At 71.8% G+C, this 17931-nt stretch carries 15 protein-coding genes; 2 read left to right on the top strand and 13 right to left on the bottom strand.

Annotation, left to right across the window (positions count from 1 at the left end):
* Positions 1–33 precede the first annotated feature (33 nt).
* The 3 genes from O3438_RS32740 to O3438_RS32730 form a co-directional block, all read right to left on the bottom strand.
* Positions 34–456: a roadblock/LC7 domain-containing protein gene (locus O3438_RS32740; protein WP_088988684.1), complete on the bottom strand. Its 423-nt coding sequence runs from the start codon at positions 454–456 to the stop codon at positions 34–36.
* On the bottom strand, positions 453–2996 hold the full coding sequence (locus O3438_RS32735) for a sensor histidine kinase (RefSeq protein WP_269683326.1): 2544 nt from the start codon (positions 2994–2996) through the stop codon (positions 453–455). Before O3438_RS32735 ends, O3438_RS32740 begins: the two co-directional genes overlap by 4 nt.
* A 99-nt stretch (positions 2997–3095) precedes the next feature.
* A complete protein-coding gene (locus O3438_RS32730) occupies positions 3096–4508 on the bottom strand; it encodes an FGGY family carbohydrate kinase (RefSeq protein ID WP_269683325.1) in 1413 nt (470 codons plus the stop codon).
* 206 nt (positions 4509–4714) lie between these two features.
* Here O3438_RS32730 and O3438_RS32725 point away from each other — a divergent pair, with 206 nt between their 5' ends.
* Entirely contained in the window at positions 4715–6637 is a 1923-nt protein-coding gene (locus O3438_RS32725; protein ID WP_269683324.1) for an anthranilate synthase family protein, read from the top strand.
* An 85-nt stretch (positions 6638–6722) separates the two neighbouring features.
* Here O3438_RS32725 and wrbA read toward each other — a convergent pair whose 3' ends face one another.
* From wrbA to O3438_RS32700, 5 genes are all read right to left on the bottom strand, one after another.
* Complete coding sequence (gene wrbA, locus O3438_RS32720; protein WP_269683323.1) at positions 6723–7340, bottom strand: NAD(P)H:quinone oxidoreductase; 618 nt, start codon at positions 7338–7340, stop codon at positions 6723–6725.
* A 300-nt stretch (positions 7341–7640) separates the two neighbouring features.
* Entirely contained in the window at positions 7641–8009 is a 369-nt protein-coding gene (locus tag O3438_RS32715; protein WP_145779986.1) for a DUF3037 domain-containing protein, read from the bottom strand.
* The gene (locus O3438_RS32710; RefSeq protein ID WP_269683322.1) at positions 8006–8767 is read right to left on the bottom strand and encodes a HipA family kinase; all 762 of its coding nucleotides are present in this window, start codon (positions 8765–8767) and stop codon (positions 8006–8008) included. Before O3438_RS32710 ends, O3438_RS32715 begins: the two co-directional genes overlap by 4 nt.
* A gap of 33 nt (positions 8768–8800) precedes the next feature.
* Complete coding sequence (locus tag O3438_RS32705; protein WP_269683321.1) at positions 8801–9391, bottom strand: TetR/AcrR family transcriptional regulator; 591 nt, start codon at positions 9389–9391, stop codon at positions 8801–8803.
* A gap of 176 nt (positions 9392–9567) precedes the next feature.
* A complete protein-coding gene (locus tag O3438_RS32700; protein WP_088988677.1) occupies positions 9568–9960 on the bottom strand; it encodes a hypothetical protein in 393 nt (130 codons plus the stop codon).
* Between the two features lie 263 nt (positions 9961–10223).
* Between O3438_RS32700 and O3438_RS32695 the strand changes: the two genes are divergently transcribed.
* Positions 10224–11333, top strand: coding sequence for a winged helix DNA-binding domain-containing protein (locus O3438_RS32695; protein WP_269683320.1), 1110 nt, complete (start codon positions 10224–10226; stop codon positions 11331–11333).
* Between the two features lie 7 nt (positions 11334–11340).
* Here O3438_RS32695 and malQ read toward each other — a convergent pair whose 3' ends face one another.
* From malQ to O3438_RS32670, 5 genes are all read right to left on the bottom strand, one after another.
* On the bottom strand, positions 11341–13299 hold the full coding sequence (gene malQ, locus O3438_RS32690; protein WP_269683319.1) for a 4-alpha-glucanotransferase: 1959 nt from the start codon (positions 13297–13299) through the stop codon (positions 11341–11343).
* A 114-nt stretch (positions 13300–13413) separates the two neighbouring features.
* Positions 13414–14622, bottom strand: coding sequence for an ABC transporter ATP-binding protein (locus O3438_RS32685; protein WP_269683318.1), 1209 nt, complete (start codon positions 14620–14622; stop codon positions 13414–13416).
* A 10-nt stretch (positions 14623–14632) separates the two neighbouring features.
* Entirely contained in the window at positions 14633–15469 is an 837-nt protein-coding gene (locus O3438_RS32680) for a carbohydrate ABC transporter permease (protein ID WP_088988673.1), read from the bottom strand.
* A gap of 1 nt (position 15470) precedes the next feature.
* Positions 15471–16427, bottom strand: coding sequence for a carbohydrate ABC transporter permease (locus O3438_RS32675; RefSeq protein WP_269683317.1), 957 nt, complete (start codon positions 16425–16427; stop codon positions 15471–15473).
* A complete protein-coding gene (locus tag O3438_RS32670) occupies positions 16424–17713 on the bottom strand; it encodes an ABC transporter substrate-binding protein (protein WP_269683316.1) in 1290 nt (429 codons plus the stop codon). Before O3438_RS32670 ends, O3438_RS32675 begins: the two co-directional genes overlap by 4 nt.
* Between the last annotated feature and the right edge of the window lie 218 nt (positions 17714–17931).

Below are 17931 nucleotides of genomic sequence, written 5' to 3'. Positions count from 1 at the left end.
AGCCGGTGACCGTCCGGGCCTCGGCCACCGCACTCAGCGCGGCAGCGCCTGCTGCAACTCCGCCCGCAGCGCCGGGGTGAGCATCTCCCCCGCCTGCTTCGCCAACCGGGCCATCTCGTAGCCCACCACGCCGATGTCCGCGTCACCGGCGGCCAGCGTCGCCAGGATCGAACCGTCGCGGATCTGCATCACCAGGAAGTAGCCGCGGCCCATCTCGACCACCGTCTGCTTGACGACATCCCCGTCGAACATCGAGGCCGCGCCCGCGGTGATGCTCATCAGCCCGGAGGTCACCGCGGCGAGCTTGTCCGCGTTGTCACGCGGCAGATGATCGGAGATCGCCACCAACAACCCGTCGGACGAGACCACCACCGCGTGCGCCACACCCGGCACCCGCTCCGCGAACGCGCTCACCAGCCAGCTCAGGTCACGCGCCTCCTGGCTCAACGTCGTCACTGTCGTCGTCCCCCTTCGTCGTGCCCCCCGGACGGTGGCACGGGTATCTCGGTGGTGTCCTCGGCCTCGGCGCGCCGCACTCCGCTGTAGAGCCGGGAGAGCATGCCGCCGACCGCCTCCGGGTCCGGGTCGGTGCGGATCGGTGCCGCAGTCGGTTGCGCCGAGCGGGTGACCGCGCTCAACTGTGCCATCGGCACCCGCACCGGTAGCCCCCGCTCGTTCGTACCGGCCGTGACCGGCACTGCCGGTGGCATCCCCGACGCGGGGACGATCGGCGCGGACGGGCCGGGGCCCTGCCGCGACCACCAGCCCCCACCGGCGTCCCGGCCGCCGGCCGGGGTCAACACGTCCTCGGCGCGCACCGGCACCGGACGGGCCTGACGCGGCACGGCGGCGGCCGGTTGCCGGCCGGCAACCGGCAGGTCCCGCGCCGCCATGCCCACCCCGGAAGCGTGGGCCTCGGCGACGGCCCCGGGCTGCCGGACCACGCCCCGCGCGGCGCCCGTCGCCAGCATGCGGGCCGGCGCGGGCAGATCCGCCTGCACCGCGCCCGCCGGGGCGAGCATCGTGGCGGGCAACGCGAGCCGGGCGACCAGACCGCCCTGGTGGTCGTCCAGCCTGACCCGTACGCCCAACCGTGCGGCCAGGTGACTGACCACGAAGAGACCCATCCGCTCCACCGTCGCGACGTCCGCCGCCGGAGGGCTGGCCAGCACCGCGTTCGCCTCGGCCAACGCGGTCGGGCTCATCCCCAGGCCACGGTCGGCGATCTCGACCAGAGCGGTCGCGGCGTCGACCCGCGCGGTCACCACCACGGTCGTGTCCGGACGCGAGAAGGCGGTGGCGTTCTCCAGCAGCTCCGCCAGCATGTGCACCAACTCGCCGACGGCGTGCCCGACCACGTACACGTCGGCCACCGCGTCGATCCGGACCCGCTGGTACTGCTCGATCTCCGCGGCGGCGGCCAGCAGCACCGCGCCGAGGCCGACGGGCCGGTTCCACCGGCGGGTCGAATCCGTGCCGGCGAGCACCAGCAGGCTCTCGTCGTTACGCCGCATCCGGGCGGCCAGGTGGTCGAGCTTGAACAGGTTCTCCAGCTGGTCCGGGTCGCTCTCCTCGCGCTCCAGGTCGTCCAGCAGCTCCAGCTGCCGCTCCACCAGCACCTGGCTGCGGCGGGCCAAGTTGACGAACATGGCGTTGACATTGCGCCGCATGAGTGCCTGCTCGACGGCGACAGTGACGGCGCTGCGGTGCACCGCGACGAACGCCTCCGCCAGCTCACCGATCTCGTCGAGCGAGCGGACCACCGCCGGCGCCACCTCGATGCCCGGCACACCGCCGGTGACGGTCTTCAGGCGGTCCAGGGCGTCCGGCAGCTCGACCTGCGCGATCCGGAGCGCCTGGCTCCGCAGCAACCGCATCGAGCGGGCGACCGACCGGCCGACGAGCAGGGAGATCAGCAGGGCGACCAGCAGGACCGCGACGACACCGCCGACCACCAGCAGGGTGGCCCGTAGCTGCTCGCTGCTGGCGTCGTCGGCCTGTCGAACGGCGTCGTCCAGCACACCCGCCTCGAGCTGGCGCAGCAGCTCCTGACGCTGCTCGCTGGCCGACCACCACTGCTCCGAGGGCAGCACCTCCGGCGACGCGGTGCCGCCGGGCAGGCTGCGCTCCTCCAACTGGGTGGCGACCAGGAACATCGGGCTGACGGAGGTTTCGTCGTACCGGCGGATCTGGTCGGACGTGGCCGCCACCCGGAACGCGCTGAGCGCGGTCAGCTGCTGGCCGCGCAGATCGCTGAGGATCACCCGGTCCTCGGTGCCGTACGTGCCGGCGCGACCGGCGGCGTAGAGCTGGGCCCGCACCCGGGAGGAGAGTTCCTTGACCCGGGCCAGTTGGACGTAGCGCAGCACCGCGTCGTTCAACGCCGACTGGCCCTGACCAGGGGTCGGCTCGGCGAGCAGGTCCAGCAACGCGCCGACAGCCCGGTGGTAGTTACTCAGGATGGTCTCGTTGCTGAGCACCGCCGGCGGGATCGCCGGCCGGATGTCGATCACCTGGTCGTACGCCTCGAGCGCCTCGGAGAACGCGACCCGCCAGGACGCGTCGGCGTCGGCCAGCGGCTCGGCCGCCCGGCTCAGGTCCACGATGGCCCGGTCGGTGGCCGTCTGCAACGGCTTCAGGTTGGCCGCCGCCGCCGCCCGGTCACCGCCCCTGCGCAGCTCACCCAACTCGCCCGCCGAACGGTCGCGCTCCTGCTGGAGCTGGTGCACCGCCGCGGTGATCTGTCGCCCGATGCCGACCTGACGGGAGAAGTCGTTGAGCGCTGTCGTCCGCCCCACCAGGGCGCTGGTCTGCACACCGGCGAGCAGCAGGAACGCCATCGACGGAACCACCAGCACGGTGGCGAGCTTCGTGCTCATCCGCCAGTCGCGCAGCCGGAACGGAGACCGTCGCCGATGCGGTACCACCCGGACATCGAAGCGGCGCCGGCGATGGTTCGACACCGCGCCGTTCGCCGGCTCGGGACCTGCCGCCACCCTGCCTCCTCCGTGCTACCGCGTCCGCCGCGGTCCGGGGAGCGCAGTCCATCCAACCAGGCTTGGTTGGACTGTCAACGGTTTGGGCTGAGCGGTGGTTCAGGAAGGATACTGCGGGTGGGAACGTCCTGCCGTGGTCGGTAGTACCAGCTCGTCCGTCCGGCCGATGTCGGCGAGGCCGATCGCGTCACCGAACCGGCCGAGCGCCACCAGCGCGGCCCCGGTGGCACCGATCTCCGGGTTACGTTGGTGCGACACCGGTCGCGGTGCGAGCGCGGCGGCGAAAGCCTGCCGCCACCACACCGAAGCCGCCACCGCACCCCCACCGAGCACCACACCCACCGGTTTGTCGATGGTGGACTCCAGCACCCCGAGATCCTCGGCGACCAGATCACACAGCCCCTGCATCAGCCCGGCCAGGATGTCCACCGCTGTGGTGCTGAAGCTGAGGCCGCGCAGCTCACCGGTGCCCGCCGGCGCCAGGCCGGGTGCCCGGTCACCGCCGAACCGGGGGTCGGCCGGTCGGCCACCGCCGGTCGGCACCAGCGCCAGCGCCGCGTCCAGCTCCGCACCCCGGGGCAACCGCAGCTCCCGGTCCGCCCAGGCGAACAGGTTGCCGCCACAGGCGTACGCCGCCCCCGTCACCACGTGGTCATGGTCGACCCGGTACCGCCAGAGCCGCTCGGGGAGCCGGGGCATCGGCTCACCGGCCGGGATCCGCTGCATCAGCCGTACGGCCGCGGAGGTGCCCACGGTGACGGCGGCCCGGCTCGGGTCGACGCAGCCCGACCCGACGTTCGACGCACCGCCGTCGCCGACGGGCGGTGACCAACGGGCCTGGGCCAGCTGCGGCCAGCGCCCGGCCAGGTCGGCCCGGAGCCGGCCGTGCCAGTCCAGCGCGCCGAGCGACGGCAGGGCCTCCGGACGCGCCCCGGCCAGCGTCAGCGCCTCCTCGTCCCACCGCAGGGTGCGCAGGTCCAGCAGACCGGTCCCGGAGGCCTGGGAGATCGACATGGGCGCCGTGTCGAGCAGCTCGCCCAGCAGGTACTCGGGCAGACCGACGAACCGGGAGATCGAGGTGCCGGACTGCTCGCGCAACCAGGGCAGCCGCATCGACCAGTAGGAGCGGTGCCACCAGCAGCCGGTGCGCTGGTGGAAGCCGTCCGGGTCGGCCGGGCCGGCCGTACCGCCCGTCGGCGCGGGCCGGGTGTCCAGCCAGGTGATCACCGGGCCCAGCGGCGCGCCGTCTCGGCCCAGCGGGAGCACCGAGTGCCACTGCGCGGAGACCGCCACCAGGTCCACGTCGTGCAGGTGGCCCGCTTCGGCCAACTCGTCCAGGCACTCGACCAGCGAGGCGAGATAGTCGGGAGCGGAGAGCGTGCCGGTCCCGTCGTCGCCGATGGCGAGTTCGACCTTGCGGCGGGCCAGGGCGCCGGGCAGCGGTCGGGTGTCCCCGTCCAGCACCAGTCCCCGCACCGAGGAGGTGCCCAGATCGAGCGCGAGAATGTTCATCGCCGGTCAAGTTACCCGGTGCGAACCGGGCGACGGGCGCGTAAGGTGGATCACATGCTCGCGCATCTGACTAGTTGGTGGCCCGCCGACCCGGCGGCCACCTCCCGCGCGTAGCTCCATCCACGCGGCCGCCCTCCAGGCGGCTGCCGGATCTCCCGGCCGGATGACCGCCACAACGGCGGCGCCGAGCCCGACGGAGACTCCCGATGACCCACCTGACCGACCTGCTCACCGCCATCGTCAGCGGTGTCGACCCCGGCCCCTTCGCCCTGCTGCGCCGTGAGGGCGCGGACGAGCTGGAGCTGTTCACCGGCACTGTCGACACTGTCGAACGGCTCGCGGACATCCCGCTGACGCCCGGCACGTCGGGGCCGCAGACGCTGGCCCTGGTGCCGTACCGGCAGATCTCCGAGCGCGGCTTCGCCTGCGTCGACGACGGTGCCCCGCTGGAGTGCCTCCGGATCCGCGACCACGGACGGATCGCCCTGGCCGACGCCCTGGCCGTGCTGCCCGACGAGCAGGTCCGCACCGCCGACGCCGCGTTCGACATCACCGACGAGGACTACTCGCGGACCGTGCACCGGGTGCTCGCCGACGAGATCGGCCGGGGCGAGGGCGCGAACTTCGTCATCCACCGCACCATGCACGCCACCGTGCAGGGTCCACCGCTGGTGGCGGCGCTGGCCGCGCTGCGCCGGCTGCTGGTCGCCGAACGCGGCGCGTACTGGACGTTCGTGGTGCACACCGGCTCCCGGACACTGGTCGGCGCGAGCCCGGAGCGGCACGTCAGTGTCGACGACGGGCTGGTGATGATGAACCCGATCAGTGGCACCTTCCGGCGCGCCGGCGACACCCCGGACCGGGAGGCGCTGCTGCGGTTCCTCGCCGACCCGAAGGAGGTCGAGGAGCTGTACATGGTCCTCGACGAGGAGCTGAAGATGATGGCCACCGTCGCCGAACACGGCGGCCAGGTGATCGGCCCGTACCTGAAGGAGATGTCGCACCTGGCGCACACCGAGTACCTGCTCGCCGGGCAGAGCACCCGGGACGTGCGGGAGGTGCTGCGCGAGACGATGTTCGCGCCGACCGTCACGGGCAGTCCGATGGAGAACGCCTGCCGGGTGATCGCCCGACACGAACGCCGGGGGCGGGGCTACTACTCGGGCGTGCTCGCCCTGGTCGGCCACGACGAGGCCGGCCGGCAGACCCTCGACGCCCCGATCCTGATCCGTACCGCCGAGATCTCCCCCGCCGGTCGGCTGCGGGTGCCGGTGGGCGCCACGCTGGTGCGGCATTCGACGGCGGCCGGTGAGGTGGCCGAGACGCACGCCAAGGCCGCCGGTGTGCTGGCCGCCCTCGGCCTCGGCCCGGCGGCGCCCGACCGCGGGCGCGAGCCGGCCGCGCGACTGGCCGACGACCCTGAGGTACGCGACGCGCTGGCCAGGCGCAACGCGCCGCTGGCACGGTTCTGGCTGGACCAGCGGTCACCGGACGCACCCACGCTTCCCGGGTTGGTGGGTCGTCGAGCGTTGATCGTGGACGCCGAGGACACCTTCACCGGGATGCTGGCCCACCAACTCGGCGCGTTGGGTCTGGAGGTGACCACGCGCCCGTGGCACGCCAGCGGCTCCGTCGACGGGTACGACCTGGTGGTGGCCGGCCCCGGGCCGGGTGACCCGGGCAGCCCGGACGAGCCGAAGATGATGGCGGTACGGGAACTGCTGAGCGGGTTGCTGGCGAGCGGTCGTCCCACCCTCGCGGTCTGCCTCGGGCACCAGGTGCTGTCCGGGTTGTTGGGGCTGCCGCTGCACCGCAGGGACGCGCCGTATCAGGGGTTGCAGCGGGAGGTGCCGCTGTTCGGCGGGACCCGGCGGGTCGGGTTCTACTCGACGTTCACCGCGCGTGCGGAAACCGACCGGCTGGACACCGCGTACGGGCCGGTGGAGCTGGCCCGGGACCCGGGTGACGGCGCCGTGCACGCCCTGCGGGGGCACGGCTTCGCCGGGGTGCAGTTCCACCCCGAGTCGGTGCTCAGCCCGGACGGGCTGACTGTGCTGACCGAGCTGTTGAGTGACCTGCTGCCGGCGCCGCGCCCGGACGAGCTGTCCGCGACCGGCGGACGCGCATAGTCGTTCCGCCTCGGGGTAGGGCTGGATCGACCGGTGGCGCGGACGGGCCGAGAGCCCCCGCCCGCGCCACCGGTCGCTTCCGCCGTCAGCTGCCCAGGCCCGCCTTCAACGCGGCCCCGAGCTGCACCGCCCGCCGGGCGGTGAGCGCGCAGGCGCCCAGCGCCACGGCGTCCGGGGCGATCTCGCCGTTGTTGCTCGTGTGCGAGGGGCCGTAGGGGTTGCCGGCGATGAACTGGCTGCTGTCGGTGTAGCCGGGGGTCACCACGACACCGCCCCAGTGGTAGAAGACGTTGAACAGCGAGGTCAACGTGGTCTCCTGCCCGCCGTGCGAGGTCGCCGTCGAGGTGAAGGCGGAGTAGACCTTGTTGGCCAGCGCGCCCTGGGCCCAGAGCGGGCCGGTGGTGTCGATGAACTGCTTCAGCTGGGCGGCGATCATGCCGTACCGGGTCGGCGCGCCGAGGATCACCACGTCGGCCCAGGCCAGGTCGTCGATCATCGCCTCGGGCACGTCCTGGGTCTCCAGGTGGTGCGCCTGCCAGCCGGAGTTGGAGCGGATCGCTTCGTCCGGCGCCAGCTCGCGAACCTTACGCAGCCGCACTTCCGCGCCGGCGTCTCCGGCGGCCTCGCACACGGCCTGCGCCATCTGGTACGTGATGCCGGTCGCGCTGTAGTAGATCACCGCTACCTTGGTCTGGGCAGCCATCAGATGTTTCCCCTAACTCGTCGCGGTTTCAGCTCCCGCGACTACCCGATCGGCGCGCTCTCTAACGGCAGCGCGCGAGGGTTCTCACCGGTCGATCCGCCGGGCTCAAGTTTTCCGCAACTTCCGGGTGGTTACGGCCCCGCGCCCCAGCCGGGCAGCGATCCTGATGTCACCGGTGCCGGCGGGAACGAGCCGCCGCCCCGCACCGAGCACCTGAACGGGGGATCGCGCTCCGCCACCAACGGCGCTGGCGTAGCGCGATCAGGGGTCGTCGGATGTGCTCGGTGCCGCGACCGGCAGTCAGTGGACCAGGGTCGCCATCAGCCGCTCCAGCTCGGCCGCCGGGTCGGCGGTGAGCCCGGTGTGCACCGGCCCCGCCTGGATCATCGTGCTGCGCGGCGCCACCAGCCAGTGGAACCGCTCGCCGAGTCGCATTCGGGTCGCCGGCCCGTCACCGGAGCAGGTCCGGTCCCAGGAGCCGAGCGCGGCGGCCACCGCGGGCAGGTCGACGTCGGGGGCCAGTGCGCGCACCCGGTCGGCGTCGAGGTGCGTACGCGCCCCCAGGAAGTCGCGCTGCTGGCAGTAGAGCAGCACTCCGACGTTGATCTGCTCGCCACGCTCGATGCGAGGCACCAACCGGATCAGCGCGTACTCGAAGGGTTGCCTCATGCCGCGCCTCCCTGCGGCAGCCAGTCGGCGGTGCTGGCGACCCGGGCGGACAGGTGGTTGCGGTAGGCGGCCCGCGCCTCGTCGGCTGTCTCGAAGTCGGCAGCCGTCAGCCACTCGTCGGGCACCAGGGCCAGCACCTCGGTGAGCAGGTCCGGGGTGACCCGTGGGGCCAGGTCGGCGTCGGCCTCGGCGAGCCCGTCGGCGTACGGGGCGAGCACGTGGTCCTCGGCCCCACGGTAGGCACGGTGCACGGCGGCTTCGGCGCGCGGCCAGTTGTGGTGGAAGTAGAGGGAGGCGCCGTGGTCGATGAGCCACAGCTCCCGATGCCACACCAGCAGGTTGGGGTTGCGCCAGCTCCGGTCGACGTTCTCCACGTACGCGTCGAACCAGAGCACCCGCGACGCCAGCTCCGGGTCGACGGGGTGCGCCACCGGGTCGAAGCCCAACGCCCCGGGCAGGAAGTCCATCCCCAGGTTCGCGCCGCCGCTGTTGCGCAGCAGTTCCTGCACCTCCTGGTCGGGTTCGGCCCGCCCGATCACCGGGTCGATGTCGAGCACCACCAGCGGCGGTACGCGAAGCTCCAGACGGCGGGCCAGCTCACCGCAGATCACCTCGGCGACGAGCGCCTTGGGCCCCTGCCCGGCGCCCCGGAACTTCGCCACGTACGTGCCGAGGTCGTCGGCCTCCACAACGCCCGGCAGCGAGCCGCCCTCGCGGAGCGGGGTGACGTAGCGGATCGCGGTGACCTGGCGGAGCACGTGATCAACCTTACTGTGAGCGTCGTTGTCGGATCACCGTGGTTGCTGGAGACCGCGCAGGAGCAGGTCGACGAGCCGGCGGGGGTCGTACGCCGGGTCGTTGTTCCGGCCGATGCAGAGGTTGCCGATGCCGCGCATCAGCTCGTAGGGGCCCGTGCCGGGGATGATCTCACCCGAGTCGACAGCGGCGTCGAGCAGTTGCGCGCAGACCGGCACGAGCCGGTCGACGAAGTAGGTGTGCAGCGCGTCGAAGCCGCCGGTGTCCGATTGCAGCGCGTTGGCCAGCCCGTGCTTCGTCACCAGGAAGTCGGTGAAGAGGTCGACCCACTGGCGGAGTGCGGCCAGGGGTGAGGCGGCGGTCGCCAGCAGGGTCGGGCCGGCCTCGGCGCAGGCCTCGACCTGGTGGCGGTAGACGGCGACGACAAGGTCGGCCCGGGTCGGGAAGTGCCGGTAGATCGTCCCGATGCCGACTCCGGCCCGGGCCGCGATCTCCCGGATCGGCGCGTCGACACCGGAGGTGACGAACACCGCGGCGGCGGCGGCGAGGAGCGTCTGCTGGTTGCGCAGCGCGTCGGCCCGTTTGCCACGGGCCGGCACCTCCGGGGACTGACTCGTCGCCGACACCGGCTCTCCTTCATCAAGACGATCGGACCAGTATTAGTGGAACAGTGATCCGATTCGACTGTAGCGGAAGCAGGAGGTGCCGGCCTCGGGTGTCGACGGGATCGGACCGGCCGGGTCCACGCAGCGCCGGTGGGGGGCCAGCGGCGCGCCCTGGCCCCCACCGCACCACGTCGATGTCAGTCGAGCTTGTCGCGCAGCTTGTCGACCTGGGTCTGCAGGCGGTCCACCGCATTCTCGTTGTTGACGAACGTGGTGATCCCCGCAGCCAGACCCAGCCCGATCAGCACGGCCAGGATGCTGAGCACCAGACCTCCGATCGACACGCCACGACCGGTGACCCCGGGTCGGCGTGCCATCTTGAGGCCGACGATGCCGAGGATGATCCCGATGATGCCGAGCACCAGCCCCAGCCAGGCGAGGATCGCCGTCAACACGCTGAACAGACCGGCCACCCCGAACACCAGGGCGAAGGTCGCCGCGGCGCTCGTCTTCGCGTGGGCGTCCCCCCGATGGCTCCGGGATCCGGCCGTTACGCCGGCGCCCCGGGCCGGCTCGCTTGCGGCAGTCATGAGGCTCCCCTCCGTACGCGCGGCGCGCGCACTGTCGGGTGACCGACTTCCCACCGGTTCGGCCGTTATGCCACCTGACCAGGGCGTACTGCTGACGGAGTGCCGCGATGGGGAACTGTCGTCCGAGCCGGGTCCTGGCGAGCACGGCGTCGAGGGACTCCTGCGGTCGCGCTCGCCCCTAACTTCCGGGGAGCAACCGCCACGGGGACGCCGCTGTCGGACGGTTGTCCTACCCTGGCGCGACGGCCCGGGAGAGGAGTTCGATGAGCGGAGAACTCACGGCATCCGAAGCGCTCGCTCTGCGGATGACGAGCCTGCTGCTGCGCCCGCACCCGAGCATCCGACCCGGCACCGTCGCCGACGTGGTGCAGTGGTTCGGCGCCATGCAGGCACAGGACCTGGCGAGCGGCCTGTGGTCGCTGGGCGCCCGGCTGCCCGGGCAGACGGTCACCGACGTGCAGGCGGCACTGGAGCGCCGCGAGGCACTGCGTACCTGGCCGATGCGGGGCACCGTGCACCTCGTCCCGCCCGCCGACGCCCGCTGGATGTTGGAGCTGACCGGCGTACGCTCGCTGTCCGGCTCGGCGACCCGGCGGGCGCAGCTCGGTCTCACCGAGGCCGACGAGGGCCGCGCGTTGGACGTTCTCGGCGAGGCGCTGGCCGGCGGCGGCCGGCTCACCCGCGCCCAGTGCCTCGCCACCCTGCGCGCGGCCGGCATCGGCACCGACGGGCAGCGCGGCTACCACCTGCTGTGGTCCGCCAGTGTGCGCGGGGTGACGTGCGTGGCCCCGAACGTCGGCACCGAACAGACCTTCGCCCTGCTCGACGAGTGGGCGCCCGAGTCACGCCGGCTGGAACGCGACGAGGCCCTGGCAGTGCTCGCCCACCGCTACGTCCGTGGCCACGGGCCGGTCACGGCCCGCGAGTTCGCCGGCTGGAGCGGTCTCACGCTGACCGACGCGCGGCGCGGCCTGGCCGCCGCCGAGAGCGCGCTGACCACCGTACGGGTCGACGGCGAGCCGATGTCCGTCGACGCGGCACTGGCCGACCTGCCGCGTGTGCCGCTGGACGACCTGCTGGTGCTGCCCGGCTTCGACGAGTACCTGCTCGGCTACCGGGACCGCCGGCTGATGCTCGACAGTGCCCACCAGCAGGCCGTCGTGCCCGGCAACAACGGCATCTTCCAGGCCACTGTGGTCCGTGCGGGTCGGGTCGTCGGTGTGTGGAAGCGCAGGATCGGCCGCACCGCGGTCACCGTGACCATCCAACCGCTCACGACACTCGACGCCGCCGCGCGGGGCCGGGTGGAGGAGGCATTGGGGCGGTACGCGGACTTCCTCGGGCTGCCTCCCCGCATCGACTGGTTGGCGTGACCCGAGGTCAATCCTGGTCGGGCCGTTGCGGACGGGCGGTGCTGAGCAGGTCGACGATCCGGGCCACCCGGGGGTCCGTGCGGATCTCCGCGACGGTCGCCGGCAGCGGCAGCCGCCAGTTCGGGTACTCGTCCACGGTGCCCGGCATGTTGGGCTGGCGCACCTCGCCCAGCACGTCGTAGAGGGAGACGCCGAGCAGCCGGGTGGGGCTGGCCGCGAGCGCCGCGTGCATCGCCACCACCACGTCCTCGTCGGATGTCGCCGCCGGATCGGGCAGCAGGCCCTCCGCGTGCAGCATGTCCAGCAACCGCTCCCGGTCCGTGGCAGCCCGGGCCTGCTCGACCGCCACGTCGGTGCCGAGCAGCTTCAAGTCGTCGCGCACCCGCACATGCTCGCCGGTCAGGAAGCCCGGCGCGGTGGGCAGGTCGTGCGTCGAGATCGTGGCCAGCGCGTTGCGCGGCCAACGGGCCGGCGGGACGAACGCGCCGTCGTCGTCGCGGGCGAACCACAGCACCGTCGACCCGAGCATGTTGCGCGCACGCAGGCCCCGGGTCACCGCCGGTTGCACGGTGCCGAGGTCCTCACCGACCACCACCGCCCCGGCCCGGTGCGCCTCCAGCGCGAGGATGCCGAGCATCGCGTCGGCGTCGTAGCGCACGTAGGTGCCCTCCGCCGCCCCGGCGCCCGGCGGCACCCACCACAGCCGCCACAGACCGGCGACGTGGTCGACCCGCAGGCCACCCGCGTGCCGCAGGGTGCGGCGCAGCATGTCCCGATAGGCGGCGTACCCGGTGGCGGCGAGCCGGTCCGGACGCCAGGCGGCGAGCCCCCAGTCCTGGCCGAGCTGGTTGAAGTCGTCCGGTGGCGCACCGACCCGCACACCCTGGGCCAGCACGTCGGCGAGCTGCCAACCGTCGGCACCGCCGGGGTCGATGCCGACGGCCAGGTCGTGCACCACGCCGACCGGCATCCCGGCCGCCCGGGCGGCCACGGTGACGGCGTCGAGCTGCTCGTCGCACAGCTGCTGCAACCAGGCGTGGAAGTCGACCCGGTCGGCGAGCTGCCGACGCTGCTCGGCGACCGCCGGGGAGTCCGGGTGGTGCAGGGCCTCCGGCCAGGCACGCCAGTCGTTGCCGTGCCGCTCGGCGAGCGCGCACCAGGTGGCGTAACTGGCCAGCGCCGGGTCCGCGCCGAGGTCGACCGGCTGGGCGTACGGGTGCAGCAGCTCCAATGCGTGCCGCTTGGCGTCCCACACCTGGTCGTAGTCGATCAGCTCGCCGCGGTCGGGGCGCAGGGCGTCCACCACCGCACGGGTCGCCGGGTCGGCCGCCCGATACGCGGCGGTGTCGCTGACCCGCAGGTAGAGCGGGTTGACGAAGCGTCGACTGGCCGGCGAGTAGGGCGATGCGGCGACCGGGTGCGCCGGCCCGACGGCGTGCAGCGGGTTGAGCAGCACCAGCCCCGCACCGGTCTCACCGGCCCAGCTGGTGACGTCGGCGAGGTCACCGAGGTCACCCATGCCCCAGGAGCGTTCGGAGGTGAGCGCGTAGAGCTGAAGCATCCAGCCCCAGGTGCGCGGGGGCACCGGCAACCGGCGGGGCACCACCACGAGCGTCGCCTCCCGGTCGGCGCAGGCCAGCCGGTGCCAGCCCAGGGGCAGGTCCCCCGGCAGCTCGCCGTCGACAGCGCGTCGACCGCCGTCCTCAAGGGTCACCACACCTGGGCCGGGCAGCACCCGGGTCGTGCCGTGGGTGAGCACCACCGTCGGGGGCAGCGCGTCGCGGTCGACCGCGCGGGCCGCGGCGAGCGCGTCCGCGATGGCCGCCGGGCTGGTGGCGTCCACGCCGAGCAGGCCGAGCACACCCACCACGGTTTCCGGTGCGACATCGACGCGGCGGTGCCGCCAGTCCTCGTACCAGGTGGACACGCCGTGCGCGTTCGCCAGCGCGGCCAGTCGTCGATTCATCCCGTCCCCCGCCTCACGACGCGACCTCCGACCACCTTGCCACGACCGGGCCCGCGGCGCAGGACACGGCGAGGGCCGGCGGGTGAACCCGCCGGCCCGTCGGTCCGGACGCCGTCAGTCGCCGAGCGCCCCGGCGGCCCGGCCCTCGCGCAGGGTCAGGTTCCGCCCGGTGGACGGGTCGAACAGGTGGATCTTCTCCAGGTTGAACCAGACCCGCCGCGACTGCCCCTCCGCGACGGCGGACTCGGCGGACAGCCGGGTCACCAGGTTGCCACCGGCACCGGCGAAGTCGGCGGCACCGGCGTCGGCGGCCAGTTCCTCCAACTCGGCGGCGCTGGCCTTCTCGCCCTCGACGGTGAAGTAGACGTACTTGTCCGAGCCCATCGACTCGACGATGTCGACGGGCGCCTCGAACTCCATGCCCCGACGGCGGGTGTCGTCGTCGACCAGTTCGGCGTCCTCGAAGTGCTCGGGGCGGATGCCGAGGATCAGCTCACGGGGCGCGTCGGCGGCCTCCAACTCCCGGCGGACCCGGTCGCCGAGGGGCACGTCCCCCAGGGCGGTGTGCAGGCTGCCGTCCTGCACGGCGGCGTGCAGGAAGTTCATCGACGGTGAGCCGATGAAGCCGGCGACGAAGAGGTTGCGGGGGTGGTCGTACAGCTCCTGCGGCGGCCCGACCTGCTGCACCGCGCCACCCCGCATGATCACCACGCGGTCCCCGAGAGTCATCGCCTCGGTCTGGTCGTGGGTGACGTAGACGGTGGTGGTGCCGAGCTGCTTCTGCAACCGGGACACCACAGTGCGCATCTGCACCCGCAGCTTGGCGTCGAGGTTGGACAGCGGCTCGTCCATCAGGAACGCCTTCGGCTGACGGACGATCGCCCGCCCCATCGCGACCCGCTGACGCTGGCCACCGGACAGGTTCGCCGGCTTACGGTCCAGCAGTGCTGTCAACTCCAGCACCTTGGCCGCCTCGTCGACCTTGGAGTTGATGGTCTCCTTGTCCAGCTTCGCCAGCCGCAGCGGGAACGCCATGTTCTCCCGCACCGTCATGTTCGGGTACAGGGCGTACGACTGGAACACCATGGCGATGTCCCGGTCCCGGGGAGCCTTGTCGTTGACCCGCTGCCCGCCGATGCGCAGCTCGCCGGAGCTGATGTCCTCCAACCCGGCGATCATGTTGAGGGTGGTGGACTTTCCGCAGCCCGAGGGGCCGACCAGGATCACGAACTCACCGTCGGCGATCTCCAGGTCGACGTCCTGCACGGCGACGGTCCCGTCCGGGAAGCTCTTGCTCACCTTGTCCAGCACGATGTCAGCCATGACTACCCACCTATCCCTTGACTGCGCCGGAGGTCAGACCGGACACGATGCGACGCTGGAAGAAGAGGACGAACAGGATGATCGGCACGGTGATCACCACGGCGGCGGCGCAGATCGCCCCGGTGGGATCCTCGAACTGCGACGCGCCGGTGAAGAACGACAACGCCGCCGGCACCGTGCGGGACCGCTCGGTGGAGGTCAGCGAGATGGCGAACAGGAAGTCGTTCCAGCAGAAGATGAAGACCAGGATCGCCGTGGTGAACAGGCCGGGCGCGGCCAGTGGCGCGATCACCCGCCGGAACGCCTGCCCCTGGGTGGCGCCGTCCATCTTCGCGGCCTTTTCCAGGTCCCACGGGATCTGCTTGAAGAACGCCGACAGGGTGTAGATCGCCAGCGGCAGCGCGAAGGTGATGTACGGCAGGATCAGCCCGGGCCAGGTGTCGAAGATGCCCAGCTGTCGCTCGATCTCGAACAGCGGCGACACCAGTGACACCTGCGGGAACATCGCGATCAGCAGGGAGATGCCGACCAGCAGTTTCTTGCCGGGAAAGTCCAGCCGACTGATCGCGTACGCGGCCATCGCACCGAGCACCACAGCGATCAGCGTGGCGATCAGGGCGATGCCGATGGAGTTGACGAGGGCCCGGACGAACTGGTCGGTGTCGAAGATCGTCCGGTAGTTGTCGAGCGTCCACTCCCTCGGGATGAAGTTTCCGTCGGTGAGGGTGGCCGGCGTCTTGAACGACAGCGACGCGATCCACAGCACCGGGACGAGCGCGAAGACGACCACGAGGACGTCGAGCAGACCCCAGCGCAGCTTCGCCCTGCCAGTGGTTTCCACAGACATGTCAGCGCCTCTCCCCGTCGTCGCTGCCGGGGGCAGCGGTGCCGAACAGCTTCACGAAGACGAACGCGATGATCGCCACGGTGATGAAGATCAGGACCGACATCGTCGAGCCGATGCCGAGGTTGAGGCCCCGGAGCAGGTTGTTGTAGGCGAGCATCGACACCGACGACGTCTCGTTGCCTCCGGCGGTGAGCACGTAGATGTTGTCGAAGACCCGGAACGCGTCCAGGGTGCGGAAGAGCAGGGCGACCAGGATCGCCGGCTTCATCACCGGCAGCATCACCTTCGTGAACTTCTGCCAGGCGGTCGCGCCGTCGGTGGAGGCGGCCTTGAGCAGGTCCTCCGGCACCAACGCCAGCCCGGCCATCAGCAGTAGCGCCATGAACGGCGTGGTCTTCCAGATCTCGGCGAGCATGATGATCGCCAGCGAGCTGGCCCGCTCGGTCAGCGGCGCGCCGTCGCTGAACAGGTCGGCGAGGTAACCGGTGCCGGGCGTCCAGGCGTACCGCCAGGAGAACGCGGCGACCACTGTGACGATCCCGTACGGGATGAGCGCCGAGGTCCGGACCAGGCCGCGCCCGACGAGGGTGCGGTGCATGATGATCGCCAGGCCCATGCCGAGCACCAGTTCGACGGCCACGGTGACCACCGTGATCAGGGTCGTGACCCCGAACGCGGTCCACCAGAACTCGTTGGTGAGCACGGTGACGTAGTTCTCCAGCCCGATGAACTCCCGCTGGTCGGGGAAGCGCAGGTCGAAGCGCTGCAACGACAGCCAGACCGAGTAGAGGATCGGGTACGCGGTCACCAGGACCATGACCAGCGCGGCGGGCGCGCAGAGCAGCCAGCCGAGCCGTCGTTCGGCCTTCTTGTTCGCGCTCAGCGGCGCCTTGCGGCGGCCGCCGCGTTGGGTGGGCACGGTGGGTGTCGTGGTCTTCTCGACGGTGTCCGCGCTCACGGGAGCACCCCCTTCGACTCGAGGGCGTCGGCGATGGCCTCGCGCAGCTCGTCGGCGGTCTGCTGCGGTCGGATCCCCGACGGCGGCGAGAGGATCGCCGACATCACTGTGGAGATGCTCTGGTAGGCGGGGGTGAGGGGACGCGTCGCCGGGTCCTTCAGCTCCTCCAGGATGGTGTCCTTCATCGGGTACGCCTCGGTCATCTCCGGCTCGTCGTAGACGGCCTCGATGGTCGGTGGGACGCCGTCGTTGATGGCGGAGAACTTCTGGTGTTCGGCGCTGCGGATGCACCGGGCCGCCTCGAAGGACAGCTCGGGGTGCCGGGAGTAGGAGCTGACCGCCAGGTTGACGCCACCGATGGTGACCTTGCTGGGGGTGCCCTCGTCGACGCCGGGAATCCGCGCCCAGCCGACGTGCTTGGCCAGGTCCGGGTTCGCCTCCTGGAGCGCCGGGTAAACGAACGGCCAGTTCACCTGGAACGCGCCGGCACCGGACTGGAACTCCAGCCGGACCGGGTCCTCGGTGGCGTTGCTGAACGACGGCGAGGTCACGCCCGACGTGGCGAAGCGCTTGAGCTGGTCCAACGCCCGGACCGCGCCCTCGTCCATCGCCGCCTTCGCGCCGTCGTCGGTGAGGATCTTCCCCCCGGCGCTCTCGGCCAGGGTGTTGTAGAGGACGACCAGGCCCTCGTACTGGGCGCCCATGGTGAGCACCTGGTACGGCTTGCCCTGCTCCTTGAGCTGCTGGGCCGCGCTGATCATCTGGTCCCAGGTGGTCGGCGGCTGCGGCACCAGGTCCTTGCGGTACCAGAGCAGCTGAACGTTCGTGTTCTTCGGGGCCGCGTACAGCTTGTCCTCGTAGCGGGCTGTCTCCAGCGGCCCGGCGAGGGTGCCCTGCTCGGCCTCGGCCTTGTCCTGACCGGTCCACTCCCGGATCCACTTGGCGCTGGCGAACTCCTGGGTCCAGGTCACGTCCAGACCGAGCACGTCCATGCCGGTGTCCTCGGCGGCGAGCCGGCGCACCATCTGTACCCGCTGGTCGTCGGCCTGCCGGGGCAGCACCCGGTAGGCGATCTCGTACCGCCCCTGGGCCTGCGCGTTGCAGTCGTCGACGACCTTCTGCAGGTTCTGCTCGGGCGGGTAGTACAGGTTGATGGTCGGCGTGCCGCCACCACCGTCGTCGCTGCCGCACGCGGCCAGCGGTGCGACGAGCGCCAGCGCGGCGGCCGCCGCCCCGAGCCGGACAATCGGCCGTCGTCGGTGTCGAGCCGCTTCGGGGTCCGTCATCGCCCTCCCCCTCTCTTCGGCGAGACCGGGGAGGGGCATCCGTGCCCCGGCGCACGGCGAGTCATCCCGAGCCCCGTGAACTGCGGAAACACGACGACTCAGATGCTCCGTGCGGCTACACTGCCCCACTCACAAAGCCACGAAACCTGGCTAGCCCCACCGGCCGACACGAGAGTCAGACACGCCTGACATCGACGGCGCAGGGGTATGACAGGTGT

The organism is Micromonospora sp. WMMC250, from assembly GCF_027460215.1.
GTDB lineage: Bacteria > Actinomycetota > Actinomycetes > Mycobacteriales > Micromonosporaceae > Micromonospora > Micromonospora taraxaci.
This window is presented reverse-complemented; position numbering and strand designations above follow the sequence as displayed.